A 21,753-nucleotide genomic window follows, 5' to 3' on the forward strand; every position below is an offset into this window, starting at 1 on the left:
GCACCGATCCGGCCCGCTCCGGCGCCGGCGGCTCGACCGGCGACATCGGCACCCATGCCTATAATCTCGGCGCCTTCGTCTCCGGGCTGGAACTCGAGGAACTTGCCGCCGACCTCGACAGCTTCGTTGCCGGCCGAAAGCTCGACGACAATGCCCATGTGATGATGCGCTTCAAGAAAAAGGACGGCGAGCGCGCCAAGGGGCTGCTCTGGTGCAGCCAGGTGGCGCCCGGCCACGAGAACGGCCTGATGGTGCGGGTCTACGGCACCAAGGGTGGGCTCGAATGGACGCAGAAGGACCCGAACTATCTCTGGTACACGCCGTTCGGCGAGCCGAAGCGGCTGCTCACCCGGGCTGGTGCCGGCTCCGGCCCGGCCGCCGCTCGCGTCAGCCGCATTCCTTCTGGCCACCCTGAAGGCTATCTCGAAGGGTTTGCCAATATCTACACCGAAGCGGCCCGGGCGATCTTCGCCAAACGAAAGGGCGAGGCGATCGATGCCGCCGTCACCTATCCGACAATCGACGACGGTATGAAGGGCATGGCCTTCGTCGATGCCTGCGTGCAGTCGTCAAAACGAAACGGCGCATGGGTAAAGGTGTAGTCGGAAAGCATGCCGGGGGGCAGGGCGAGGGGTGCCTCGCCCTTTTTCGCGAGTTGACTTTTGCCGGTGTCGCTTTAGGCCCGCCCGCAACAAGAATGAAAATACACAAGGTGAGCGGCCGCCCGCCGGATGCGGGCCGCTGCAAAGGACGAGACAGGCTGATGATCGAAGCAAAAACCCTTGCCCAACGTTTCCCGGGCGATTTCGTGTTCGGAGTGGCGACGGCCTCCTTCCAGATCGAGGGAGCCACCAAGATGGACGGGCGCAAGCCATCGATCTGGGATGCCTTCTCCAACATGCCGGGCCGGGTCTTCGGCCGGCACAATGGCGATATCGCCTGCGATCACTACAACAGGCTCGACGATGATCTCGATCTGATCAAGAGCCTCGGCGTCGAGGCCTACCGGTTCTCGATCGCCTGGCCGCGCATCATTCCCGAAGGCACCGGCCCGATCAACGAGAAGGGCCTCGACTTCTACGACCGTCTCGTTGACGGCCTGAAGGCGCGTAACATCAAGGCCTTCGCCACGCTTTATCACTGGGACCTGCCGCTGGCGCTGATGGGCGACGGCGGCTGGACGGCGCGCACCACGGCCTACGCCTTCCAGCGTTATGCCAAGACTGTCATCGCTCGGCTCGGCGACCGGCTCGACGCGATCGCGACCTTCAACGAGCCCTGGTGCTCGGTGTGGCTCAGCCATCTCTACGGCATTCACGCGCCGGGCGAGCGCAACATGGACGCGGCGCTGCACGCGCTGCATTTCACCAACCTGGCACATGGCCTCGGCGTCGACGCCATCCGCTCGGAGCGGCCGAACCTGCCAGCCGGCATCGTTATCAACGCTCATTCGGTCTATCCCGGCAGCGACGCTGCTGCCGACAAGGCGGCCGCTGAGCGCGCCTTCGATTTCCACAACGGCGTCTTCTTCGGTCCGATCTTCAAGGGCGAGTATCCCGAAAGCTTCATGAGCGCGCTCGGCCATCGCATGCCCGATATCGAAGACGGCGACATGGAAACGATTTCGCGGCCGCTCGATTGGTGGGGCCTTAACTACTACACGCCAATGCGCGTCAGTGATGATGCTGCCGCCGGTGCCGAATATCCCGCGACGATCAACGCCAAGCCGGTCAGCGACGTGAAGACGGATATCGGCTGGGAGGTCTATGCGCCGGCGCTCGGCCAACTGGTGGAGACGCTTAACGCCCGCTACGACCTGCCCGATTGCTACATCACCGAGAATGGCGCCTGCTACAACATGGGCGTCGAAAATGGTGCGGTCGACGACCAGCCGCGGCTCGACTACATCGCCGAGCACCTGTCGGTGACGGCAGACCTGATTTCCAAGGGCTACCCCATGCGCGGCTACTTCGCCTGGAGCCTGATGGACAATTTCGAGTGGGCCGAAGGCTACAAGATGCGCTTCGGCATCGTGCATGTGGACTATGAGACGCAAGTGCGCACGATCAAGAAGAGCGGCCACTGGTACAAGTCATTGGCCGAAGAGTTTCCCGCGGGCAACCACATCTGATGGCTGGTGCCTTGCGCGCCCGTTGAGGCGTGCAGAGCTCAGGTTGATGGCAAACCACTGCGATAGCCTGGTTGACGGGCGAAACATGCTGTTCTCCTCATCCTCGCCCTTGTAGCGGGGATCCAGCGGCCCGACGTCTGTCGGGCCAACAGATCTTTCAACCCAAGGACTTGGGCTGGCTGGATTCCTGTGACAGGCACAGGAATGAGGGCGCTTTGGGAGTCAACAAGACACGTGAATGTCGAACAGGTCATATGGATGACTTTGTCATCAGTCTTGCGCGCCCATTGAGGCGCGCAAGACGTCCTGTCAATCGAAGCGCCCTGGGGCCGCTTTGCGCACCGGCAGCACCTCGAGGCTGCCGCGGTCGAGCTGGGCCAGGACTTCCTTGAAACCGAAACGCGGCTTCCATCCGAGCGCGCCGATGGCGGCACTCGGATCGTAGATACGGTCGATCGATGCCGGCAGCGACCAGCCGCGCTCGGCAAAGGCCTGAGCAAATTTGCTCGCCCGCTCCCGCAGAACCGAGGCTGCATCGCTTGCCAGATGACGGCAATCGGTCGGCAGGAAGGCCGGCTCGCCTGAAATGACGAACCGCTGAAAGGCAGGCCCGTCATTGTCGAGCGCCGCCACATGCGCGTCCGCCACATCGCGGACGTCGATGCCGCGGTGCAGCCGATACGCCGCCATGCGGTCGGCCTGCTCCGGAAAACATCTGGACATACGCAGGACACGGATATGCAGCGCCCGGTCGGCGGCGTTTTCCAACAAAGCCTCGGCGGCAAGCTTGGTGTGATGGTAGATCGTGTGCGGTTGCGGTGGCGTTTCCTCGGTGATCCAGGTGCAGGCACCCTCTTTCACCGCATGGCCGTACAGTGCCGTCGTGCTGGTGAAGACGATACGGCGGACGCCGGTGGCTTGAGCCGCGGCAATGACGAGATGGGTGCCCATCACATTGACGCGCTCGAATTCCGCGTCCGGGATCGTATCGACGTGTGGCGCATGCAGAGCAGCCGCATGGATGACGGCATCGGCCCCCTGCATGGCGCGTTCCAGGAGGACACCGTCGACAAAGTCACCTGTGATCTCCGTCGTCGCAAAAGGCGCGCGGTCGATGCCGATCACGTCGTGATCGGGCGTCAGGGCATTGTAGATCGCCCGGCCGATGCGCCCCGAACTTCCGGTCAAAACGATGCGCATCCGCTCTCCTGCCTTTCGACTCAGTCTTGTTGTGTTTCGTATCAGAGAACTGTGCTCAGTAAACTGTGAAGTCCGCCACAATCTCTGCATAGCCGTTGAAGCAACAACGCGCTGCGCAGTGCCATCATTCCGGTGCGTATTGCGAAGCTGTCCGTCTCAACCCCTTGATCCGCCAACGCCCCTTGTTCTATGCGTTAGCGACAGCGAATAGGCGTGCGGGGCGCCTGGGGGACTATCGATCATGGAAATCTTCACCTCTGCCGGGCTGCTGGCGCTTCTGCAGGTCATCGTCATCGACCTGGTTCTGGCCGGCGACAATGCCGTCGTCATCGGCCTTGCAGCCGCCGGTCTGCCGACCGAGCAGCGCCGCAAGGCGATCCTGGTCGGCATTCTTGCCGCCACGGTCCTTCGCATCGCGCTTGCCAGCGTCACGGTACAGCTTCTCGATATCATCGGGCTGCTGCTGGCCGGTGGCCTTCTGCTTCTCTGGGTCTGCTGGAAGATGTGGCGCGAGATCCGCGCCGGCGGGGCCGAAGATTTTGAGGGCGAGGGGGCCAATTCGGCGCCGCGAAAGACCTTCCTTCAGGCAGCCATCCAGATCGTCATTGCCGACGTCTCGATGTCGCTCGACAACGTGTTGGCGGTCGCCGGCGCTGCGCGCGAGCATCCGACGATCCTCGTCTTCGGCCTCATCCTTTCGATCGCGCTGATGGGCATTGCCGCCAGCTTCATCGCCCGGCTGCTCAACCGCTATCACTGGATCGCCTATGTCGGTCTCGCCATCATCCTCTATGTGGCACTCAACATGATCTATCGCGGCTCACTCGAAGTCTGGCCGCATCTGGCGCCGGTCGCTCACGCCATCGGCGTTTGACCGTCATCGGCAGATCGTGCGCATCGGCCCGCTTATCGGGCCGGTGCGCAGCAGGCTTCTTTCAGCGCCATTTGCGAAAGAGCGGTTTTTTCCGCAAACGTGAAGCAACCCGGAAAATCATACCTGTAAAAGCCGGGATCTATTGTCCATAAGGGCCGTAGATTATGTCGCATGTTCTTCCTGCGGCAACGACGTTGAACTCACCGGTTGGCTAATGCTAGAGAAGTGCTCCCTGTTCCGAATGCGTTGTCGAATGTCGGCCTGACAAGACGCGCCTTCCATCCCGCGCCCCGAGTCCGGGATTTTGAGTTTCGAGCATCCGAGAGCACCTATGTACCCGTCCATAACGATAACGCCTCTTTCGGGGGTATCCGAACGATGAGCGTTTCCGCCTATAAAGCACCGGCGCCCGGCGATGCCGCCGTCATCTTCGACGGCGTTTCAAAGCATTTCGCAGCGTCCGGCAAGAGCGGCGGCTTTACCGCGCTCGACAACGTCTCCCTTTCGGTCGGCCGCGGCTCGATCACCGGTATCATCGGCCGCTCCGGCGCCGGCAAGTCGACGCTGATCCGCCTGGTCAACGGGCTGGAGAAGCCGACGGGCGGCAAGGTGCTCGTCGACGGCGTCGATGTCGGCGCGCTCGACGAGGCGGGTCTTCGCACGTTGCGCCGCTCGGTCGGCATGATCTTCCAGCATTTCAATCTGCTGTCGTCGCGTACCGTGTTCGGCAATGTGGCGCTGCCGCTCGAAATCGCCGGCATGGACAAGGGAGCCATCGAAAAGCGCGTGCGCCCGCTGCTCGACCTTGTCGGGCTTGCCGACAAGCATGGCCGTTACCCCTCCGAGCTTTCCGGCGGCCAGAAGCAGCGGATCGGCATCGCCCGGGCGCTTGCGACCGAGCCGAAGCTGCTTTTGTCGGACGAAGCGACATCGGCGCTCGATCCCGAGACGACGCAATCGATCCTGGAACTGCTGAAGCGCATCAATGCCGATCTCGGCCTGACCGTGCTGCTCATCACCCACGAGATGGAAGTGGTGAAGGCGGTCACCTCCGATGTCGCCGTCATCGATCACGGCCGCATTGTCGAACGCGGCCACACCTTCGATGTCTTCACCCATCCGAAGCACGAGACGACACGGGCGATGCTCTCCGGCCTGCCGGGCTCGAAGCTGCCCGACGCAGTGTCCCGCGCGCTGAAGCCGCAGGCTGCCGTCGGCGACCGCGCCGTCGTGCGCCTGACCTTCTTTGGCGCGGCGGCAGAACGGCCGCTGATTTCGCAGCTGATCAAGTCGGTCGGCGCCGAGGTCAACATCATCGCCGGAACGATCGACGAGATCGGCGGCCGGCCCTACGGCTCGCTGGTCGTCGCCTATGGCGCGGATGCGGAAACCGCAGGCCGTGCCGAACGCTTCTTCACTGAAAACGGTCTGGTCACGGAGGTGCTCGGCTATGTCGCCTGATATCCTGTTAAAGATCTGGGGTGCCACGCTCGACACGCTCTACATGGTCGCGGCCGCCGGCCTGATCGGCTCACTGATCGGCTTGCCGATCGGCATATTCCTGGCGACCAGCGGCAAGGGCGAACTCTTTCCGGCACCGACGATCAACCGCATCGTCGGGCTGATCGTCAATGCGGCGCGCTCGACCCCGTTCATCATCCTGGTCGTTGCCATCATTCCCTTCACCCGGCTTCTCACCGGAACGTCGATCGGCACCAAGGCGGCGATCGTGCCGCTGACGATCGCGACCATTCCCTTCGTTGCACGTCTGGTGGAGGCGGCGATCCGCGAGATTGACAAGGGACTGATCGAGGCGGCCCGTGCCATGGGTGCCACGCCGATGCAGATCGTCTTCAAGGTTCTGCTCGCGGAGGCCCGCCCGGCGCTGACGATGGCGCTGACCATGACAGCCGTCAGCCTCATTGGTTACTCCGCCATGGTCGGCGCGGTCGGCGGCGGCGGGCTCGGCGATCTCGGCATCCGCTACGGTTACCAGCGCTTCATGCCCGACGTGATGCTCGTCGTCGTCATCGTGCTCATCGTGCTGGTGCAGCTGGTGCAGAGTGCCGGCGACGGACTGGCACGCCACTTCGACAGGCGTAGCCGCAAGAACTGATTTCCCAGGACATTCAAATCACCAACAAGGAGATACCCATGAAGAAGCTCATCATTGCTGCGGCAATCGCAGCCCTTACGGCCGGTACCGCACTGGCCGAAACCATCAAGGTTGGCGTGACGCCGGGCGAGCACGCCCAGATCATGGAGAAGGTGAAGGAAGTCGCGGCGCCCAAGGGCCTCGACATCGAGATCCTCGAATTCTCCGATTACGTCGTTCCGAACCAGGCGCTTGCCGACGGCGACCTCAACGCAAATTCGTTCCAGCACCAGCCTTACCTCGACAACCAGATCGCCGATCGCGGTTTCGATATCGTCAGCGTCGGCACCACCATCACCACGCCGATGGGCGTCTATTCGAGCAAGGTGAAGAGCCTCGACGAGCTGAAGGATGGCGCGACGATCGGCATCCCGAACGATCCGACCAATGGTGGCCGCGCGCTGCTCGTGCTCGCGTCCAAGGGTCTCATCAAGGTCAAGCCGGAAGTCGGCCTGAAGGTGACCCCATCCGACATCACAGAAAACCCGAAGAACATCACATTTGCCGAACTGGATGCGGCCCAGCTTCCGCGCTCGCTCGCCGATGTCGACGCAGCAGTGATCAACACCAACTACGCGCTCGAGGCCGACCTGCATCCGAAGGAAGACGCCATCGCCATCGAAGGCGAGAAGTCGCCCTACGCCAACGTCATTGCCGTGCGCACCGCCGACAAGGACGCGCCCTGGGTGAAGACGCTCGTCGAAGCCTACCACGACGAAAAGGTGAAGACCTTCATCAACGAGACCTTCAAGGGCGCGCTGATCCCGAGCTGGTAATTTCCAGCCCGTAGAAACCCGATATCGAACCGCGCGCCGTACCCCGGCGCGCGGTTTTCTTTTGAATGCTGGCTGCGGCGCGCTATCTCCTCTGCAATCACAGGAGGAGGCCGGCATGAAGGGTGGATGTCACTGCGGCGCCATACGGTATGAGGCGAAGCGGTCGCCGTCCTATTCCGGCTTTTGCCATTGTCGCGATTGCCAGCGGATCACCGGTACCGGGCATTGCTGCTACATGATTTTCGATCGTTCGGATGTGATTGCGACGGGGTCTTGTCGCGGCTACCAGACCATTGCTGCGAATGGCAACATTTCCATCCGCCATTTCTGCGAGACCTGCGGCAGCCAGGTTTTTGGAAGTGGCCTGCCGGATGATGGTCGACTGACGGTCTATGCCGGCACGCTTGACGATCTCTCCGAGTTCACGCCAACGGATGCGATCTTCACGCGCAGCCGGCCCAAATGGGATCGGGCGGCGATGGCCCTGCAGGAATGCGAGGCGCTGCCGGGCTAGAGGCGAGACAGCAAGATTTGCCCCTCGCTCTAACCCTCTCGCCGCATGCGGGGAGAGGGTACGTGGCCCGGGTGCAGGGTTGCCGGCGGTTCCGTTACGGAAAATACTGACTTGATGTGAATGGGCGGTTCTTTGGGATACGGATGGCGCGGCATCTCCCTTCGCCCCGCTTGCGGGGAGAAGGTGCCGGCAGGCGGATGCGGCGCGACTTCTTCGACAGCCGCTTCAGCTTCCGAGATGTTTCTCGCCGCGCTTTTTGGCAAGCGTGATCTGGCGTTGCCGCTGGCGGTAACGCTCGCGGTCCTCGTCGGTGCGGACTTCGTGGCAATGGATGCAGGACACGCCTTCCTCGTGGTGCGGGGAGGCGAGGTCGGCCGGGGTCAGCGGCTGGCGGCAGGCGTGGCAGAGCGTGTGCTCGCCCTCTTCAAGCCCGTGCGTGACCGACACGCGGTCGTCGAAGACGAAGCAGGCGCCTTCCCAGAGGCTTTCCTCCTGCGGCACCTCTTCGAGATACTTCAGGATGCCGCCCTTGAGGTGGAAGACCTCGTCGAAGCCCTGCTCCTTCATGAAGGCGGTCGCCTTCTCGCAGCGGATGCCGCCGGTGCAATACATGGCGATCTTCGGCTTGTTGTGCAGGCCGGCATTGTTGCGCACCCAGTCTGGAAACTCGCGGAAGGTCTTGGTCTGCGGATCGACCGCGCCCTTGAATATGCCGATCGCGGTCTCGTAGTCGTTGCGCGTGTCGATGACGATCGTTTCGGGATCGGAGATCAGCGCGTTCCAATCCTTGGGATCGACATAGGTGCCGACGATCTTGTTGGGGTCGATGTTGTTGACGCCCATGGTGACGATTTCCTTTTTCAGCCGCACCTTCATGCGCAGGAACGGCATCGAGGAAGCACGGCTTTCCTTGTGCTCCAGGCCCGAAAATTCCGGCTGCGAGCGCAGATAGGAAAGCACCGCCGTGATGCCGGCGTCGGTGCCGGCGATCGTGCCGTTGATGCCCTCATGGGCGAGAAGCAGGGTTCCCTTGACGCCATTCTCGTCGCAAACGGTCTGCAGCGGTTCGCGGAATTCGGCGAAACGCGGGAAGGCGACGAAATGATAGAGCGCTGCGACCATGAACTGGCCATGCGTCTCGGGGCGCGGGGTCGTTGAAATGTCGGTCATGGGGCGTGCAAATACAGCTTTCGCGCCGCAAGTGCAATCCGGACCTCCCCTCCAGGGGCCATCTGTCGCGGCCGGCGGCTAGCGACTGGCCTCCAGCCAAAGGAGCCGGATGGTCCGGCTCTCGACATCCGGCGCATCGAGAAAGACGTTGGCTGCGCGATCCAGCGCCTCTAAGCGCAGGCTTTCCTGGCGAGCGATGACAGCGGAGATCAGATGAGCCTGATCCTGGCTGTCGCCGGCAAGGCCTGGATCCTCGTTGACGAGCGAGGTCATGACGTCGAGGTCGTTGAGGTGGCCGAGAATTTCGACCAGCGCTTTGGCATCCAGGCGTTTTGCCTGCATCGCCGAGGGCCAGGCCTCACGCATCAAGGCAAGGTGCATGCGATAATCCTGCGCGCGCTTGCGCAACTCGTGGAAGGCGGCGGCCTCGGTGCTTGCCTGGCAGGCCTCAACGGCGCGGGCAGCGCGCTTCAACGTGCGCCGCCAGCCCTTCGCCAGCCGGTCGGCCGTCTTGCGGCGACGGTCGTCGAAGGAGACATGGGCAAGCGCCGCCATGGCCTGTTCGCAATTGACGATGGTGGCTGCGATCCTGTCCTCGATATCGGTTTGGCCGGCGGCAATCCGGTCGCGTCGCTCGGCCAGTCGCGAGCAGACGCGGTCGAGCGCCTTCTCCTCGTCGTCGCTACGGGCGCCCTCATGCAGATAGCGGGCATTTTCGACGAGCGCGGCGGCGTCCCTGACAGCCGAGAGATTGCGCGCCATGTTGCGAATGCGGGCATTCTCCTGTTTTTGAAACAGCGGCGCGTCGGAGGCGATGAGCCGATAGAGTGCACGCAGGCGCTTGAAACACTTGCGGGCGTCGTGGATTGCCTCGTGCACGCCATCAGGGCGCAGCCGCAGGACCTCGATCGCCTGCTCGAATTGTTCGGCGCCGACATTTTTGAAATCGTCGGTGAAGGCCCCGCCTGGGCGGAAGGCGTAGCTCATGCTTGTTCTTCCACAGGCCCGTTGGTGGCGAGCGCCTGGTTGGAATAGCGCCGGTCCCCGGTGATCTCCGGTCCCAGCCAGTCGGGAAGTGCGGGCAGATCGGTCTCCCGCTTCATCTCGACCTCGGCGACGACGAGCCCCTCAAGTGCGCCTTCGTAGACGTCGACCTCCCACACAAAGCCCTTGTGCGGCACCCGGTAGCGCCGTTTCTCGATAACGACGCCCACTGCCTGGGTCAGCATTTCGCTGGCGTCGTCCATCGGCAGATCATATTCGTATTCATTGCGGACCAGCGCCGACTTGCCGATCTTGATTGTCAGCCGCGCCCATTTGTTGCCGTGGATCCGCACGCGCACGGACCGGTCGTCCATAGTGACGACATAGGCCTGCCGGAGCTGGGTGCCCTTGTCGGCACGCTCCCGCCAACCGTCGGAGGCCACCAGGAACTTGCGCTCTATCTCCTTCGCCATGGGTATCCCGCATTTCGAGAGGGTCGATGTCATCAAACTATCGTTTTACGGGCAAGGCTCAAGCATCTCTTTGTTGTCGAAGTTATTTTCTTTTTTGCTTATGTATGAATGGTGAACCGGCTTGGTGTTCGGCCTCGACAAGCGGCAGCAGGCGGAGTATGCGGAACGCATATTCAATCGTTTTAAAAGGACGATCTGCATGAGTGCGAAAACCGACAAGCTTCTTTCCATCCTCAAACTGCAGCCGGTCGTCCCGGTTCTGGTGATCGACGATGTGGCGACCGCCGTGCCGCTGGCGCGGGCGCTCGTCGCCGGTGGACTGAAAGCGATCGAGATCACCTTGCGCACGCCCGCGGCGCTCGAAGCGATCCGCGCCGTTGCCAACGAGGTCGAGGGTGCGGTTGCCGGTGCCGGCACCATCCTCAATGCCGCCCAGTTCGAGGCGGCGATCGAAGCCGGTTCGCAGTTCATCGTCAGCCCGGGCACGACGCAGGAGCTGATCGACGTTGCCAACGACCACGACGCCCCGTTGCTCCCGGGTGCTGCGACCGCCAGCGAAGTCATGGGCCTGCGCGAAGAAGGCTACGACGTCATGAAGTTCTTCCCGGCGGAACAGGCCGGTGGCGCTGCCTATCTCAAGTCGCTGTCGTCGCCGCTTGCCGGCACCTTCTTCTGCCCGACCGGCGGCATCTCGCTTTCGAACGCCCGCGACTACCTGTCGCTGCCGAACGTCATCTGCGTCGGCGGCTCGTGGGTGGCGCCGAAGGATCTGGTGACGAAGGGCGACTGGGCCGGCATCACCAAGCTTGCGGCCGAGGCCTTTGCGCTCAAGGGCTGAGGCTCGCCCGATCGCTTGAGAATTTCGAGGCCGGGCGTCAGTCCGGCCTTTTTCGTGTGCCCGGCCATTTTCGTGCGCAACGCGAGTTTGTATTTCCAGTGCAACGTTCCTATGTCTCAATCGGTTTGATGGAGCGGGTGCAGGCGGCGCCCTGTTCCGCATGGTTTTTAATCCGCCTGGAACCGACAAGGAGCGAAACCCCATGTTCGACGCGAAGAAATTGCTGGACCAGTTTCTCGGATCGCAGGTGCCGGGAGCGGGTGGCTCGGTGCGCGACCGCGCCGGCCAGGTTACGCAACTCGCCAAGGACAATCCGCTGGCAACCGGTGCCATCGCCGCCGTTCTGCTCGGCACCAAGTCGGGCCGGCAGCTGACCGGCAATGCGGCCGTGCTCGGAGGGCTCGCAGCCATCGCCGGCCTCGGCTATCAGGCCTACAAGAACTATCAGTCCGGCAACGCGCCGGTCACCGATCCCACCGCCCAGAAGCAGCCTGAACTCTTGCCGCCGCCGACCGATTCCGGATTTGCCGCCGAGCCGGAAAAGATCAGCCACGACTTCGCGCTTATTCTCGTGCGCGCCATGATCGCCGCCTCGCGCGCCGACGGCCATATCGACGAGGTCGAGCGCCGCCACATCATGGATAAGCTTTCGGTGTCCGGTCTGTCGGCCGATGCGTCGGCGTTCCTCGAGGGCGAGCTGGCCAATCCGGTCGATATCGACGCCATCGTCAACGCTGCGAAGACCGAGGAAGAGCGCGTCGAGGTTTATACCGCGTCGCGCCTGACGATCGAGCCGGAAAGCCGCGCCGAGCGGGGCTATCTCGATCTGCTCGCCGGTCGCCTCGGCCTTCCCGATGCGCTGGTCGATCATATCGAAGCGACCGTGTCGTCGGCCAAGGTCCCGGCCTGATCATTTCGCTCATGGATTGATCACCAGTTTGAATTTGTGTCGGCCGCTTCTCTGCCCTATGCCGAAGTCGATAGCGCCGCGCGTCTTACCAGACGCGCAAAGGTCGCTATAGCACTTTGAATTGCTGCAGCCGGAGAGGTGGCCGATGCGTGATCTGAGCAACTGGAAGGGATGCCCGGCACCGAAGCCGGTGGCGATCGAGGGTCGCTATGTCCGGCTTGAACCCTATGACCGTGCGATGCACAGGCAGGACCTCTGGGATGGGCTCGGCGGTATGGGCATCAATCCGCTGCTCAAGTATTTCGCGCAGGCCGATTTCCGCGGCATCGACGATTTCGACACCTGGCTGACCACTGCCCAGGAAAAGGGCGGCTGGGTCACGGAAGTGTTCCGCGACAAGGCGAGCGGCAAGGTCGTCGGTATGGCGAACTACATGCGCGCCGATCCTGCCAATGGCGTCGTCGAGGTCGGGTCCGTTGCGCATGGTGCGGCGATGGCCCGTTCGCCGCTGTCGACCGAGGTGCATTACCTCATGGCCAAGCATGTCTTCGAGGATCTCGGCTATCGCCGCTACGAGTGGAAGTGCAACAGCGAGAATGAGCCAAGCCGGACGACGGCACTCCGCCTCGGCTTCAGTTTTGAAGGCATTTTCCGCCAGCATATGATATCCAAGGGCGGCAACCGCGACACGGCCTGGTTCTCGATGATCGACAGCGAATGGCCGCTGCTCAATGCCGCATTCGAAAACTGGCTGTCGCCTGATAATTTCGATGCCGATGGTCGTCAGAAGCGGCGGCTGGAAGATATTCGCGCGGACCTCGCGCCAAAGGAGTGAGCGTGAACGCGCCCGAGAAGACGAGAGAAAACCAAGCCCCTAAGGAAAAGTCGCCGGCGATCGCCGCGGCCGTCATTCTGGCCGTCGTCGGCGTCGGCTTCTTCGTGCTACCGTCGATCATGCTGAGGCTTGGCGATATCTCGGTGTGGCTCGCCGGCGCCTTTGGCGTCGTCTTCGTTCTCGGCTTCTTCCTGATCTTCTGGCTGCGCGCGCGGCATCAGCGCAAGCGCGGGCTGTGATGGTAAGGTCTAGGGGCCGACGTGCAGGGAGTTGCCTCGGAAGACCCGTCCACAGCGTGCCTGGTTCCTCAATAGCGTTTTTTCTTTCGCACACGCGTGAAGCCGATTTGATCGGGCGTTAGCTCTGGGTCGTCTTCAAGACGGTAGCCGAATGAGTACCACGCGTCAGAGACATTCCGCGCGCCGGATGGCGGCGCCCAATAGTGATCGACAACCCAGAACGAGTAGCCGCCTCCAACGTCGGTCGCCGCAATCCCGTGCGTTTCGGAAAGCCAGAGCCTGAAAGCGGTGGCTTCACCGGACCAGATGTATTTGATTGCCCAGCCGGCCCGTGCGAGGTTGGCGGCGATTTCCTCGAACTCAAGCGTGTCGAAATTCATCTACCGTGTCCGTGTGGCGGCTCCACGCACGACGTACGTTGACCTCCCCCGGGGTGGGGGAAAGGGGCGGGCTTGCGGAAGCGGCGCACGTCCTGGCGAACACATAGCTGCCTTATCCTTGCAGCGCGGCGCCCAGCAAGACCAGTCCCAAGATAATCACGAGCAGGGCGCCTGCGATCTCGATGCCGTTCGAGACGCGGGCGGCCGATGCGGCGCTTGACGCGTAGCGCACGGCGAAACCCTTTGCCGTGACGGCCAGCGTCGCCAGGATCGATACCGTGATGGCGGTGCCGATCGACATGGCGAAGACCGACAGGATGCCGCCGAGATAAAGGCCGTTGAGTAAGGCGAAGGACAGCACGATCAGTGCGCCCGAGCACGGACGCAGACCGACGGCGACGATCGCCGACCAGGCCTCGCTGATGGCGAAGCGATCGCCCTTGAGCATCGACGGATCCGGCGCATGCGCATGGCCGCAGGTGGAGCAGACTTCGCCGGCGCCATGGTCGTGGTGATGATGCGTGTGGTCATGGCGATGGTGGGCATGGTCGTGATGATCGTGTTCGTGCTCGACGTGAACATGCCCGCCGCCGGCCGTTGCCATGAGAGCCGTCGGACGCATCATCGAGCGCAGTTTGCGAAACAAGAGCCAGCCGCCGAAGGCTGCGATCAGGGCGTAGCTGGCAATTTCCAGAGAGCGCGTCGCGTCAGTCATGCTGATCGAGGATCCGCGCAAAAGAAGATAAACCGCGCCGACAAGCAGGATGGCGACGACCCCCTGCAGGATCGACGACATGAAGGAGAGCAGCACGCCGCGCTTCAGCTCAGTCTCGTTGGCGATCATGTAGGAGGAGATGACCGCCTTGCCATGGCCGGGGCCGGCGGCATGGAAGACGCCATAGGCAAAGGAAAGGCCAATCAGCGACCAGAGCTGCCAGGGGTTTTCGCGCATGCCCTTCAGCGAGCCTGTCAGCGTGCGGTAGAAGCCCTGCTGCTCTGCATTCACCCAGGCAAAGAAGCCGCCGAGAAAGCCGGTGGTCTGAAACGACGGTTCGGCAGTGCCGATGCCGAGCGGCGATTGCGCCGCGGCAAGGCCGGCCGACAGAGCGGTCAACACGAGCGTCGCGGCAATCAGGCGGCCGATCCTGCGGGTGTTCAGCATGTGATCTCTATCCTGGTTGCAAAGAGCTTCGACATGTCGGTGCCGGTCGGGTCGCTCCAGAAAGCATCGGTCAGCGTGTCCTTGTTCTCGGCAAGGACTTCGTCAGGATCAGGGCGGACGACCTTGTGTTCGCAGGCGGCGATCTTGTCGCCGACCACGGTCAGGTCGTCATCGGTCGGGAAATCCATGGCCGTGTACATGGTCGGGTCGTAGACGCCGAAGGAGAGCTTGCCCTTGAGCGGCATCGGCTCGGCCGGCTTGACCGCGAAGATCATCAGCAACTGGCCGTCCTTGTAGTCGACGGTGATGTGCTCAGGTTTGCTGACCTTGATGGATTTGCCGTTTTCCAGGGCCGTCGTGTAGTAGTTGTACTCCGACAGTGACTCCAGCACGGTCTGGCCGACTTCCGCCAGTTCGTCCGGGTCGAGCGTGGCGTTCGAGTTCTTGTCGAAGTCGAGAACGACACTTGCGGAAAATAGCTCGTCGAAACGCCAGACATTTCTCAGCTCGCTCACCTCACCCTTGTCGTCGGAGGCCACTTCCAGGCGGGCCTCGGCGAAGATGTGCGGATGGGCAAAGGCCAAAGTCGGCGCAAGCAGGATGGCAAGGCCGGCCACGACGAGGCGCTTAATTCTCATGAAACGGCAATCCTTTCAGTCAGGGCGCAGCAGTGCCTTCGAATCGTTCCCGCAATGTACTGGAAATGGGACGGATTTGGGACCTTGCCGCGTCAATGCGGCTTGCGGAACCAGGCGTGCAGGTAGTCGACGAGGGTGCGCACTTTGGCCGGCAGGTAGCGGCGGTGCGGATAGATCGCATAGATGCCGCGGTCCCTGGGCAGGAAATCGTCAAAGAGCGTGACGAGTTCGCCGGTGGCAACCTTGGGCCGTGCGATGAAATCGGGAACCAGCGCCACACCGATGCCGGAGACGGCAGCGCGCACCGAGGCAAGCGGACTGTTGACCTCGATCGGGCCACTGACGGGAACGGTGAAGGAGGAACCGTCAGGCTCGATGAAGCGCCAGTTGGAATAGGACTTTCCATTGGTGTCGAGAATGCAGGGGATCTTCGAAAGGTCGGTCGGATGTGCGATCGGCCCGACCTTCTCCACGAAGTCCGGAGCGGCACAGATCAGGACCTGGAAGTCGTCGAGCTTGCGCGCGATCAGCGTCGAATCCTCAAGTCGGGTGATACGGATGGCGACATCGAAGCCCTCTTCGACGAGGTCGACGAAGCGGTCGTCCGAAACGATCTCCAGCGACAGTTCCGGATGCTGCTTGCCGAAATCGACCAGCGACTGGCCGATCTCGGCGTCGACGAAAGTGCGGGGCGCGGTGATGCGCAGCCGGCCCTTGAGGTCGGAATTGTTGGCGCGCACGAGATCGGCGAGATTGTCGATTTCCTTCAGGATTTCCGACGCGGTGCGATAATAGGTGTGGCCGGCTTCCGTCATCGAGAATTGACGTGTCGTGCGGTTAAGCAGAAGCGCGCCGAGTTCGTCCTCAAGCTCGCGCACATATTTCGACAAGAGCGCCTTCGACCTGCCGACGCGGCGGGCGGCGGCCGAAAACCCTTCGGCGTCCACGACATCGATGAAGGCGCGGATGCGGGTGAGCGTGTCCATGGCCGGTGTTTCCTTCGTCTTTCCTGGTCGCGGGAGCCTTGATTCGCCGCGAATGCTTCTTTCACGTTTCTCTGTTCGGCGGCTGTCTTTGTGGCCGGTTCGGTCCGCTCTTCGAATTTTGACGACCGGATAGGCGAGGTCTTAAAATAAATCCAGTTCTTTCAAGCGTTTGTGGCGGTCACTGCGTCGCTGTCGATTGTTCAGTAAACGTGAACACTGACAGTGTTGCCGGTCTCGAAAAAAATTCAACAGCGGCCGCGAAAAAACTCTTGATTACGACAAGGTTTTTTCTTACCTACGCCCTTGCCCAAAGTCGCACGTGCCTGTGGGTGTCCGCCGACCCTCGATTAGGTGAGGGTATCGGTAAGGTACCTGGAACTAACCCCTCCAGTCGCTATTCCGGCCAACCGGGAAATGCGAGGACATCTTGAAGCAACGACGGTGCGGGCCTTTCTGGTGTCTGCCGGCTCTCCAACAGCCGGGGTTACTGAAGAGGCACACCTTCATTGCCGGAAGTGCGGTTGGGTTATCCCCTCCAATCCATGGCAGACAAAGCCGAATTGAAGCCTAGGCGGGCTTTGATTCACCGTTCGCGCATCGAGCGCATGCTTGGTTCCGGGGTCTCCACCGGCTGGTTCCAGAGCATTCGCGCGTATGCCCTTTGTCCTCCGCGAAAGCGGAGCATTTTGGATCAGGGGAATAAGGCCATGACCACGGCACGCATCATCGACTTCATCAACACCCGACGACCCGACGGCCCTTGCCTCGTTGTCGACCTCGACGTCGTGCGCAACAATTTCAAGGCCTTCCGCCACGCGATGCCGGACAGCTCGATCTATTACGCCGTCAAGGCAAACCCGGCGCCGGAAATCCTGCGCCTGCTCGCCGGCATGGGCTCCTCCTTCGATTGCGCGTCCGTCGCTGAAATCGAAATGGCGCTCGACGCCGGTGCGACCGCCCAGCGCATTTCCTATGGCAACACCATCAAGAAGGAGCGCGACATTGCCCGCGCGCACGCTCTCGGTGTGTCGCTCTTTGCCGTCGACAGCCATGAGGAAGTCGAGAAGGTTGCACGTGCCGCCCCTGGTGCCCGCGTGTTCTGCCGCGTCCTGACCGATGGCGAAGGCGCCGAATGGCCGCTGTCGCGCAAGTTCGGCTGCGTCCCGCAGATGGCTGTCGACGTGCTCGTCTACGCCCATCAGCATGGCCTCGTTTCCTACGGCGTCTCGTTCCATGTCGGTTCGCAGATGACGAAGCTCGACGCCTGGGATTCGGCTCTTGCCGATGCCAAGCGCGTCTTTGTGCAGCTGGCCAAGCAGGGCATCGAGCTCAAGATGGTCAACATGGGCGGTGGCTTCCCGACGAAGTACCTCAAGGACGTGCCGACCGCTGAAGCCTACGGCCAGGCGATCTTCGGCGCGCTGAAGAAGCACTTCGGCAACCACATCCCGGAAACGATCATCGAGCCGGGTCGCGGCATGGTCGGCAACGCCGGCGTGATCAAGGCGGAAGTCGTTCTCGTTTCGAAGAAGTCTGATAACGACAGCCACCGCTGGGTGTTCCTCGACATCGGCAAGTTCGGCGGTCTCGCCGAAACCATGGACGAGGCGATCCGCTACCCGATCCGCACGGCCCGTGACGGCGACGAAATGGAGCCCTGCGTGCTTGCCGGCCCGACCTGCGATTCGGCCGACGTGCTGTACGAGAAGAACATGTATCCGCTGCCGATCACGCTCTCGATCGGCGACGAGGTTCTGATCGAAGGCACCGGCGCCTACACCACGACCTACTCGGCCGTCGCCTTCAACGGCTTCGAGCCCTTGAAGTCCTACGTGATCTGATCCGGTTTGCTCCCGTCCTCGGGCGGGAGCGCCATTTCACAATTTCCTTAGATGCCGCCTGAAGCGGTTTTGATGACGGGAGGCCCGGATGGCCGCTGTTGTTGATGCCCTGCGCGCGTTTTTCGCGCCGTCCACATTCGTTATCGATAACGAAAACCCGGGTGACGTCGTTGCCCGCGAAAACCTGCTCGATCGGGCGATGGGGCCGGAGCGGCGTCGCAAGTCGTCGGAAAAGCTGCGCAGCGGCCGCGTGCCTGCCGAAGGCCTCGCCTTCGTCGCCCGCGATCTCGATGGTCACGTGATCGGCACCGTTCGCCTGTGGAATGTCGAGGCCGGCGTCAGCCGCGAAGGCCACAGCATTCCAGCCCTGCTGCTCGGTCCGCTGGCAGTCGATCCCGCCCATGAAGGCAAGGGCATCGGCGGCATGCTGATGCGTGCAGCGATCGAAGAGGCCAAGAACCGCGGTCACGGCGCGATCCTGCTGGTCGGGGATGCCGCCTATTACGAGCGTTTCGGCTTCTTCGCCGCGCGCACGCAGCATTTGGTCATGCCCGGTCCGTTCGAGCGCAACCGTTTCCTGGCGCTTGAGCTTCGGGATGCCTGGCTCGAGGGCGCTGCCGGCCTCATCGTCGCCAATGGCCGCAAGTTGGCGCTGCCGCCGGTCAGGCGCGCGGCCTGATCTCTTTCCGTCTCCAACCCTGCGGGGGCGGATTTTTCGCTGCTCCCCCATCCGCCTCATGCGAGGGGTGGGGGAGCAGGTCATAAAAACCCGAGATCACGCCTCCGTGGCAGACGGTCGCGCGTCGTAGCAGACGAAGGCAAGCTTGTTGCCATCGGGATCGCGCACATAGGCGGCGTAGAAGCCGTCTCCGTATTGCGGGCGAAAGCCCGGTTCGCCCTCGACACTGCCGCCCTGTTCCATCGCCGTTGCAAACAGCCGGTCGATGATCGCAGCGCTTGGCACGAGGAACGCGGTCATGGCGCCATTGCCGATGCCGGCGGGATTTCCGTCGAAGGGATAGCCGGTGAAGAAACGCGGCGCGCGGTCATCATCCTTGCGTCCCCAGGACGCCACCTGCTCGTCGCACCAGCAGCGCTCCTGACCGATCAACGCCATCAGCGGATCGTAGAACCGTTCGGCGCGTTTGAGATCGGTCGTTCCGACCATCGTATATCCGATCATGTCTTCTCCCTTGTCTTGGCTGGCATCGCTCATACCTGGCTAAGGAAGGACCGTCCGCGCGGCGACAGCCGATAGCCGACCGTCAGGCTTTCCGTCAGCCCTAGTTCCTTCAGTTTGCGGATGCGTGGCTTGAGCTTGAGTTTATCCATGCCGACCTGTTCAGCGATCTCGGCGGCGGTAATCCCGTCGCGCGAAGCAATCAGGCGGAGTGTCGCTTCGGCCCAGATCTGACCGGCGGCCTCGTCAAAGCGGGCGAGCCTGGCGGCAATCTTGGCCCAGTCGGATTTCGCAAGCGTCGCGTCATCGCGCAAGGACAGACGCGGATCGTCGCCCGCGCGGTGGAAGGCGATGCGGTAAAGCGTGCCATCGGGCCTGCCGTCGAGTTCGGCGAGCAATGCCTCACGCGTCGGGAACCCGGCGCGACGTGCGTCCTCTATGCTGATGTCTTCGGCCTCGGTGGTCTCGATCGCGTCGATCGACAATATGCCGGCCGCTGTGCGCAGGCTGCCGCCGGCCTTGACTGTTGGCCTGGTCCAGCGCCGAAAGGCCAGTGTCACGTCGCCCTTGGCGATCTGGTAGAGAATGGCCTTGCGGAACAGCATGTCAGTTTGTGGCGCGGCGATAGAAAGCGAGGGAACCGGCAAGGGCAAGCAGGGCGCCGCCACAGATACGCTCGAGCCAGACGGCCCCGGAATGCTTGAGAAAACGAGCCGCCTGGGAGCCGAGTAGCGCGTAACCGAGCATCACGGCAAAATCGACAGCGGCGAAGACCAGGGCAAGTACTGCGTATTGCGGCGCCTGCGGCAAGGCGAGGTCAATGAACTGCGGCAGGAAGGCCGAGAAGAAGAGATAACCCTTCGGGTTGGTGACGGCGACCAGAAAGCTCTTCAGAAAAATCGCAGGCGTCGCGACGTCGGCGGCGCCTTTGTCGATGGCGACATCGAGCGTTCCCTTCGACCGCAACAGCATGACGCCGAGAAAGGCGAGATAGGCGGCGCCGAGCCATTTGACGACCGTAAACCAGAATTCCGAGGCAGCGAGTAGCGCGCCGAGACCCAGCGCCACCGCGCCGATCAGCACGAAATCCGAGAGAACGGCGCCGATCATGCCCACAAGCGCACGCTTGATGCCGTAGCGCGAACCGTTGGTCAGCGCCAACAGCACGGTCGGGCCCGGCGTGGCGATACCGATGAAAGCGACAAAGGCGAATGCGAGGATGGTTGTACCGCCCATGGGACACTCCGGTGTGCAGGGCGAATCTGTCTCACACCTTTGGCGTCGGAGCAACCGCCAGAATGCGTTCAGAAAGATCCACCGAGCGCGCGACGACGAGATCGACGCGATGGTCCTTCTCGGGATCGGTCTCGCGCTGGAGGGAGTGGGGGTAATCGACTTCGAGTTGAGGCTTCCTCTCCGGCCCGAGCAGCAGCGATGCCGTCAGCGCCTGCGTTTTGCGCGGTAGAGATAGGCGCAATAGGTGCTGCGTCTCGTCTTGAGACGATGAGCTGATGACCCCCAGACATGTTATCCGCTCTTTTTCTTCGTCGGCAAGGCAAAACGCCGGATTTGACAGTTCAGGTCGCTGGCCCTAATGGACGCGGAGGGCAAGGGCCCCTGCCGTCCGCGAGCGTCATGCTTTGGTGAAGCCCTTCTTTCAGACACGGTCAGCCGAAACGGCATGCGAACCGGTGGCAATGCGGGCTCCCATCTCTGATAATGCATGCCGCAGCAGGAGACCCTGTCATGATGCGCGGATCAAACACGCTACCATCGCTCGATGCCCTCAAGGACCAGGCGAAACGCCTGCGATCGCGGCTATCCTGCGAAGGCGAGAATATCAACCACTCCCGTTCCCTCGAACTGGTCGCCGCCCAATATGGCTACCGCGATTGGAACACGCTTCACGCTGCCGCCGGCAATCGGCCGCCGTTCAATCCCTGGATGCTCGGCTCGCGGGTGAAGGGCCTTTATCTCGGTCAGCCCTTCGAAGGCGAAATCCTTTCAGTGCAGGCGCTGACGGCCCAGCCGGGGCGCTACCGGTTGACGATGAAATTCGACGAGCCGGTCGATGTCGTTACCTTCGAGAGTTTCTCCGCGTTTCGCCAGCGGGTGACCGCGACGGTCGACGAGACCGGGCGCACGATCGAGAAGACGTCCAACGGCCGCCCACAGTTGGAGCTGGAATGGTGAGCGGCCCTTGCTGCTGCCGTGCGATCATCACGGTTGCGACTTGCCGGCTGTTGGCTTTTCAGCAGACTTCCCCGAAGCCAAGTGCTTCGGGGACTTAATCACCGTAGCTTTTCGCGCGACGATACCCCACTGATGCACCAATCCGTTCATCGCATCCGTTGGCATCATCATTAGTTGCGAATGAGTTGCATTTGCATTATCAATGTAGTTGCGAACGGTTCGCAATAAGGCGAGCCGATCAAATCGGGCCTTGTGGCATCGCCTCTGCAATCCG

Annotated in this window: 26 protein-coding genes; 14 read left to right on the forward strand and 12 right to left on the reverse strand. The window is 62.3% G+C overall.

Going from position 1 to position 21,753, the window contains the following annotated elements:
- A partial coding sequence (locus C6558_RS22160; protein ID WP_245449194.1) for a Gfo/Idh/MocA family oxidoreductase occupies positions 1-602 on the forward strand: 602 nt, incomplete at its 5' end.
- A 161-nt stretch (positions 603-763) separates the two neighbouring features.
- The gene (locus tag C6558_RS22165) at positions 764-2,131 is read left to right on the forward strand and encodes a GH1 family beta-glucosidase (protein ID WP_038576503.1); all 1,368 of its coding nucleotides are present in this window, start codon (positions 764-766) and stop codon (positions 2,129-2,131) included.
- Positions 2,132-2,440: 309 nt separating this feature from the next.
- Here C6558_RS22165 and C6558_RS22175 read toward each other — a convergent pair whose 3' ends face one another.
- The gene (locus C6558_RS22175) at positions 2,441-3,331 is read right to left on the reverse strand and encodes an NAD(P)-dependent oxidoreductase (protein WP_025424901.1); all 891 of its coding nucleotides are present in this window, start codon (positions 3,329-3,331) and stop codon (positions 2,441-2,443) included.
- Positions 3,332-3,572: 241 nt separating this feature from the next.
- Between C6558_RS22175 and C6558_RS22180 the strand changes: the two genes are divergently transcribed.
- The 5 genes from C6558_RS22180 to C6558_RS22200 all read left to right on the forward strand — a co-directional run bounded on the left by C6558_RS22180 (position 3,573) and on the right by C6558_RS22200 (position 7,650).
- A complete protein-coding gene (locus C6558_RS22180) occupies positions 3,573-4,205 on the forward strand; it encodes a TerC family protein (protein WP_025424900.1) in 633 nt (210 codons plus the stop codon).
- A gap of 378 nt (positions 4,206-4,583) precedes the next feature.
- On the forward strand, positions 4,584-5,666 hold the full coding sequence (locus C6558_RS22185; RefSeq protein ID WP_025424899.1) for a methionine ABC transporter ATP-binding protein: 1,083 nt from the start codon (positions 4,584-4,586) through the stop codon (positions 5,664-5,666).
- On the forward strand, positions 5,656-6,321 hold the full coding sequence (locus C6558_RS22190) for a methionine ABC transporter permease (RefSeq protein ID WP_025424898.1): 666 nt from the start codon (positions 5,656-5,658) through the stop codon (positions 6,319-6,321). The genes C6558_RS22185 and C6558_RS22190 overlap by 11 nt, the downstream gene beginning before the upstream one ends.
- Before the next feature lie 38 nt (positions 6,322-6,359).
- Positions 6,360-7,136 (forward strand): MetQ/NlpA family ABC transporter substrate-binding protein, encoded by a 777-nt coding sequence (locus C6558_RS22195; RefSeq protein WP_025424897.1) that lies wholly within the window; start codon positions 6,360-6,362, stop codon positions 7,134-7,136.
- 115 nt (positions 7,137-7,251) lie between these two features.
- Positions 7,252-7,650 carry a GFA family protein gene (locus tag C6558_RS22200; protein ID WP_025424896.1) on the forward strand — a complete coding sequence of 133 codons (399 nt, stop codon included), beginning with the start codon at positions 7,252-7,254 and terminating at the stop codon, positions 7,648-7,650.
- Positions 7,651-7,875: 225 nt separating this feature from the next.
- On the opposite strand, the gene C6558_RS22205 is transcribed toward C6558_RS22200, so the two are convergent.
- The 3 genes from C6558_RS22205 to C6558_RS22215 all read right to left on the reverse strand — a co-directional run bounded on the left by C6558_RS22205 (position 7,876) and on the right by C6558_RS22215 (position 10,277).
- The gene (locus C6558_RS22205) at positions 7,876-8,820 is read right to left on the reverse strand and encodes a rhodanese-related sulfurtransferase (protein ID WP_025424895.1); all 945 of its coding nucleotides are present in this window, start codon (positions 8,818-8,820) and stop codon (positions 7,876-7,878) included.
- Positions 8,821-8,898: 78 nt separating this feature from the next.
- A complete protein-coding gene (locus tag C6558_RS22210) occupies positions 8,899-9,807 on the reverse strand; it encodes a CHAD domain-containing protein (protein WP_025424894.1) in 909 nt (302 codons plus the stop codon).
- Positions 9,804-10,277 carry a CYTH domain-containing protein gene (locus C6558_RS22215; RefSeq protein ID WP_025424893.1) on the reverse strand — a complete coding sequence of 158 codons (474 nt, stop codon included), beginning with the start codon at positions 10,275-10,277 and terminating at the stop codon, positions 9,804-9,806. The genes C6558_RS22210 and C6558_RS22215 overlap by 4 nt, the downstream gene beginning before the upstream one ends.
- 199 nt (positions 10,278-10,476) lie before the next feature.
- Here C6558_RS22215 and C6558_RS22220 point away from each other — a divergent pair, with 199 nt between their 5' ends.
- The 4 genes from C6558_RS22220 to C6558_RS22235 all read left to right on the forward strand — a co-directional run bounded on the left by C6558_RS22220 (position 10,477) and on the right by C6558_RS22235 (position 13,099).
- Positions 10,477-11,115 carry a 2-dehydro-3-deoxy-phosphogluconate aldolase gene (locus C6558_RS22220; protein WP_025424892.1) on the forward strand — a complete coding sequence of 213 codons (639 nt, stop codon included), beginning with the start codon at positions 10,477-10,479 and terminating at the stop codon, positions 11,113-11,115.
- A gap of 202 nt (positions 11,116-11,317) precedes the next feature.
- A complete protein-coding gene (locus C6558_RS22225) occupies positions 11,318-12,025 on the forward strand; it encodes a tellurite resistance TerB family protein (RefSeq protein WP_025424891.1) in 708 nt (235 codons plus the stop codon).
- A gap of 145 nt (positions 12,026-12,170) precedes the next feature.
- A complete protein-coding gene (locus C6558_RS22230) occupies positions 12,171-12,860 on the forward strand; it encodes a GNAT family N-acetyltransferase (protein ID WP_038575716.1) in 690 nt (229 codons plus the stop codon).
- Between the two features lie 2 nt (positions 12,861-12,862).
- Positions 12,863-13,099: a hypothetical protein gene (locus C6558_RS22235; RefSeq protein WP_057207582.1), complete on the forward strand. Its 237-nt coding sequence runs from the start codon at positions 12,863-12,865 to the stop codon at positions 13,097-13,099.
- A 68-nt stretch (positions 13,100-13,167) separates the two neighbouring features.
- On the opposite strand, the gene C6558_RS22240 is transcribed toward C6558_RS22235, so the two are convergent.
- From C6558_RS22240 to C6558_RS22255, 4 genes are all read right to left on the reverse strand, one after another.
- On the reverse strand, positions 13,168-13,479 hold the full coding sequence (locus C6558_RS22240) for a hypothetical protein (RefSeq protein WP_025424889.1): 312 nt from the start codon (positions 13,477-13,479) through the stop codon (positions 13,168-13,170).
- A 112-nt stretch (positions 13,480-13,591) separates the two neighbouring features.
- Positions 13,592-14,641 (reverse strand): nickel/cobalt transporter, encoded by a 1,050-nt coding sequence (locus tag C6558_RS22245; protein ID WP_025424888.1) that lies wholly within the window; start codon positions 14,639-14,641, stop codon positions 13,592-13,594.
- Positions 14,635-15,279, reverse strand: a complete 645-nt coding sequence (locus tag C6558_RS22250; protein WP_025424887.1) for a DUF1007 family protein — start codon at positions 15,277-15,279, stop codon at positions 14,635-14,637. Before C6558_RS22250 ends, C6558_RS22245 begins: the two co-directional genes overlap by 7 nt.
- Positions 15,280-15,371: 92 nt before the next feature.
- A complete protein-coding gene (locus C6558_RS22255) occupies positions 15,372-16,265 on the reverse strand; it encodes a LysR family transcriptional regulator (RefSeq protein WP_025424886.1) in 894 nt (297 codons plus the stop codon).
- A 707-nt stretch (positions 16,266-16,972) separates the two neighbouring features.
- Between C6558_RS22255 and odc2 the strand changes: the two genes are divergently transcribed.
- Both odc2 and C6558_RS22265 read left to right on the forward strand, forming a co-directional pair.
- Positions 16,973-18,106, forward strand: a complete 1,134-nt coding sequence (gene odc2 / locus C6558_RS22260) for an ornithine/lysine decarboxylase (RefSeq protein ID WP_025424885.1) — start codon at positions 16,973-16,975, stop codon at positions 18,104-18,106.
- An 88-nt stretch (positions 18,107-18,194) separates the two neighbouring features.
- Positions 18,195-18,785 (forward strand): GNAT family N-acetyltransferase, encoded by a 591-nt coding sequence (locus tag C6558_RS22265; protein ID WP_025424884.1) that lies wholly within the window; start codon positions 18,195-18,197, stop codon positions 18,783-18,785.
- Between the two features lie 96 nt (positions 18,786-18,881).
- Here the strand turns inward: C6558_RS22265 and C6558_RS22270 are convergent, their stop codons facing one another.
- The 4 genes from C6558_RS22270 to C6558_RS39710 are packed head-to-tail and all read right to left on the reverse strand — an operon-like array spanning position 18,882 to position 20,763.
- The gene (locus tag C6558_RS22270) at positions 18,882-19,289 is read right to left on the reverse strand and encodes a VOC family protein (protein WP_025424883.1); all 408 of its coding nucleotides are present in this window, start codon (positions 19,287-19,289) and stop codon (positions 18,882-18,884) included.
- Positions 19,290-19,318: 29 nt separating this feature from the next.
- Positions 19,319-19,891: a hypothetical protein gene (locus C6558_RS22275; protein WP_025424882.1), complete on the reverse strand. Its 573-nt coding sequence runs from the start codon at positions 19,889-19,891 to the stop codon at positions 19,319-19,321.
- A gap of 1 nt (position 19,892) precedes the next feature.
- Entirely contained in the window at positions 19,893-20,522 is a 630-nt protein-coding gene (locus C6558_RS22280; protein ID WP_025424881.1) for a LysE family translocator, read from the reverse strand.
- Between the two features lie 31 nt (positions 20,523-20,553).
- Entirely contained in the window at positions 20,554-20,763 is a 210-nt protein-coding gene (locus C6558_RS39710) for a hypothetical protein (RefSeq protein ID WP_038575712.1), read from the reverse strand.
- Between the two features lie 272 nt (positions 20,764-21,035).
- Here C6558_RS39710 and C6558_RS22290 point away from each other — a divergent pair, with 272 nt between their 5' ends.
- Positions 21,036-21,479: a glyoxalase superfamily protein gene (locus C6558_RS22290; RefSeq protein ID WP_057207659.1), complete on the forward strand. Its 444-nt coding sequence runs from the start codon at positions 21,036-21,038 to the stop codon at positions 21,477-21,479.
- Positions 21,480-21,753: the final 274 nt, after the last annotated feature.

Origin of the sequence: Ensifer sp. NM-2 (genome assembly GCF_003024455.1) — a bacterium.
GTDB lineage: Bacteria > Pseudomonadota > Alphaproteobacteria > Rhizobiales > Rhizobiaceae > Ensifer > Ensifer canadensis.

Bases quoted from the DNA above. Each gene is read 5' to 3' on its own strand.
- C6558_RS22245 (WP_025424888.1), bottom strand. From the start codon at position 14,641: ATGCTGAACACCCGCAGGATCGGCCGCCTGATTGCCGCGACGCTCGTG.
- C6558_RS22240 (WP_025424889.1), bottom strand. From the start codon at position 13,479: ATGAATTTCGACACGCTTGAGTTCGAGGAAATCGCCGCCAACCTCGCA.
- C6558_RS22185 (WP_025424899.1), top strand. From the start codon at position 4,584: ATGAGCGTTTCCGCCTATAAAGCACCGGCGCCCGGCGATGCCGCCGTC.
- C6558_RS22175 (WP_025424901.1), bottom strand. From the start codon at position 3,331: ATGCGCATCGTTTTGACCGGAAGTTCGGGGCGCATCGGCCGGGCGATC.
- C6558_RS22265 (WP_025424884.1), top strand. From the start codon at position 18,195: ATGGCCGCTGTTGTTGATGCCCTGCGCGCGTTTTTCGCGCCGTCCACA.
- C6558_RS22210 (WP_025424894.1), bottom strand. From the start codon at position 9,807: ATGAGCTACGCCTTCCGCCCAGGCGGGGCCTTCACCGACGATTTCAAA.
- odc2 (WP_025424885.1), top strand. From the start codon at position 16,973: ATGACCACGGCACGCATCATCGACTTCATCAACACCCGACGACCCGAC.
- C6558_RS22165 (WP_038576503.1), top strand. From the start codon at position 764: ATGATCGAAGCAAAAACCCTTGCCCAACGTTTCCCGGGCGATTTCGTG.
- C6558_RS22180 (WP_025424900.1), top strand. From the start codon at position 3,573: ATGGAAATCTTCACCTCTGCCGGGCTGCTGGCGCTTCTGCAGGTCATC.
- C6558_RS22190 (WP_025424898.1), top strand. From the start codon at position 5,656: ATGTCGCCTGATATCCTGTTAAAGATCTGGGGTGCCACGCTCGACACG.
- C6558_RS22250 (WP_025424887.1), bottom strand. From the start codon at position 15,279: ATGAGAATTAAGCGCCTCGTCGTGGCCGGCCTTGCCATCCTGCTTGCG.
- C6558_RS22230 (WP_038575716.1), top strand. From the start codon at position 12,171: ATGCGTGATCTGAGCAACTGGAAGGGATGCCCGGCACCGAAGCCGGTG.
- C6558_RS22290 (WP_057207659.1), top strand. From the start codon at position 21,036: ATGCGCGGATCAAACACGCTACCATCGCTCGATGCCCTCAAGGACCAG.
- C6558_RS22270 (WP_025424883.1), bottom strand. From the start codon at position 19,289: ATGATCGGATATACGATGGTCGGAACGACCGATCTCAAACGCGCCGAA.
- C6558_RS22215 (WP_025424893.1), bottom strand. From the start codon at position 10,277: ATGGCGAAGGAGATAGAGCGCAAGTTCCTGGTGGCCTCCGACGGTTGG.
- C6558_RS22275 (WP_025424882.1), bottom strand. From the start codon at position 19,891: ATGCTGTTCCGCAAGGCCATTCTCTACCAGATCGCCAAGGGCGACGTG.
- C6558_RS22220 (WP_025424892.1), top strand. From the start codon at position 10,477: ATGAGTGCGAAAACCGACAAGCTTCTTTCCATCCTCAAACTGCAGCCG.
- C6558_RS22205 (WP_025424895.1), bottom strand. From the start codon at position 8,820: ATGACCGACATTTCAACGACCCCGCGCCCCGAGACGCATGGCCAGTTC.
- C6558_RS22225 (WP_025424891.1), top strand. From the start codon at position 11,318: ATGTTCGACGCGAAGAAATTGCTGGACCAGTTTCTCGGATCGCAGGTG.
- C6558_RS22255 (WP_025424886.1), bottom strand. From the start codon at position 16,265: ATGGACACGCTCACCCGCATCCGCGCCTTCATCGATGTCGTGGACGCC.
- C6558_RS22195 (WP_025424897.1), top strand. From the start codon at position 6,360: ATGAAGAAGCTCATCATTGCTGCGGCAATCGCAGCCCTTACGGCCGGT.
- C6558_RS22280 (WP_025424881.1), bottom strand. From the start codon at position 20,522: ATGGGCGGTACAACCATCCTCGCATTCGCCTTTGTCGCTTTCATCGGT.
- C6558_RS22200 (WP_025424896.1), top strand. From the start codon at position 7,252: ATGAAGGGTGGATGTCACTGCGGCGCCATACGGTATGAGGCGAAGCGG.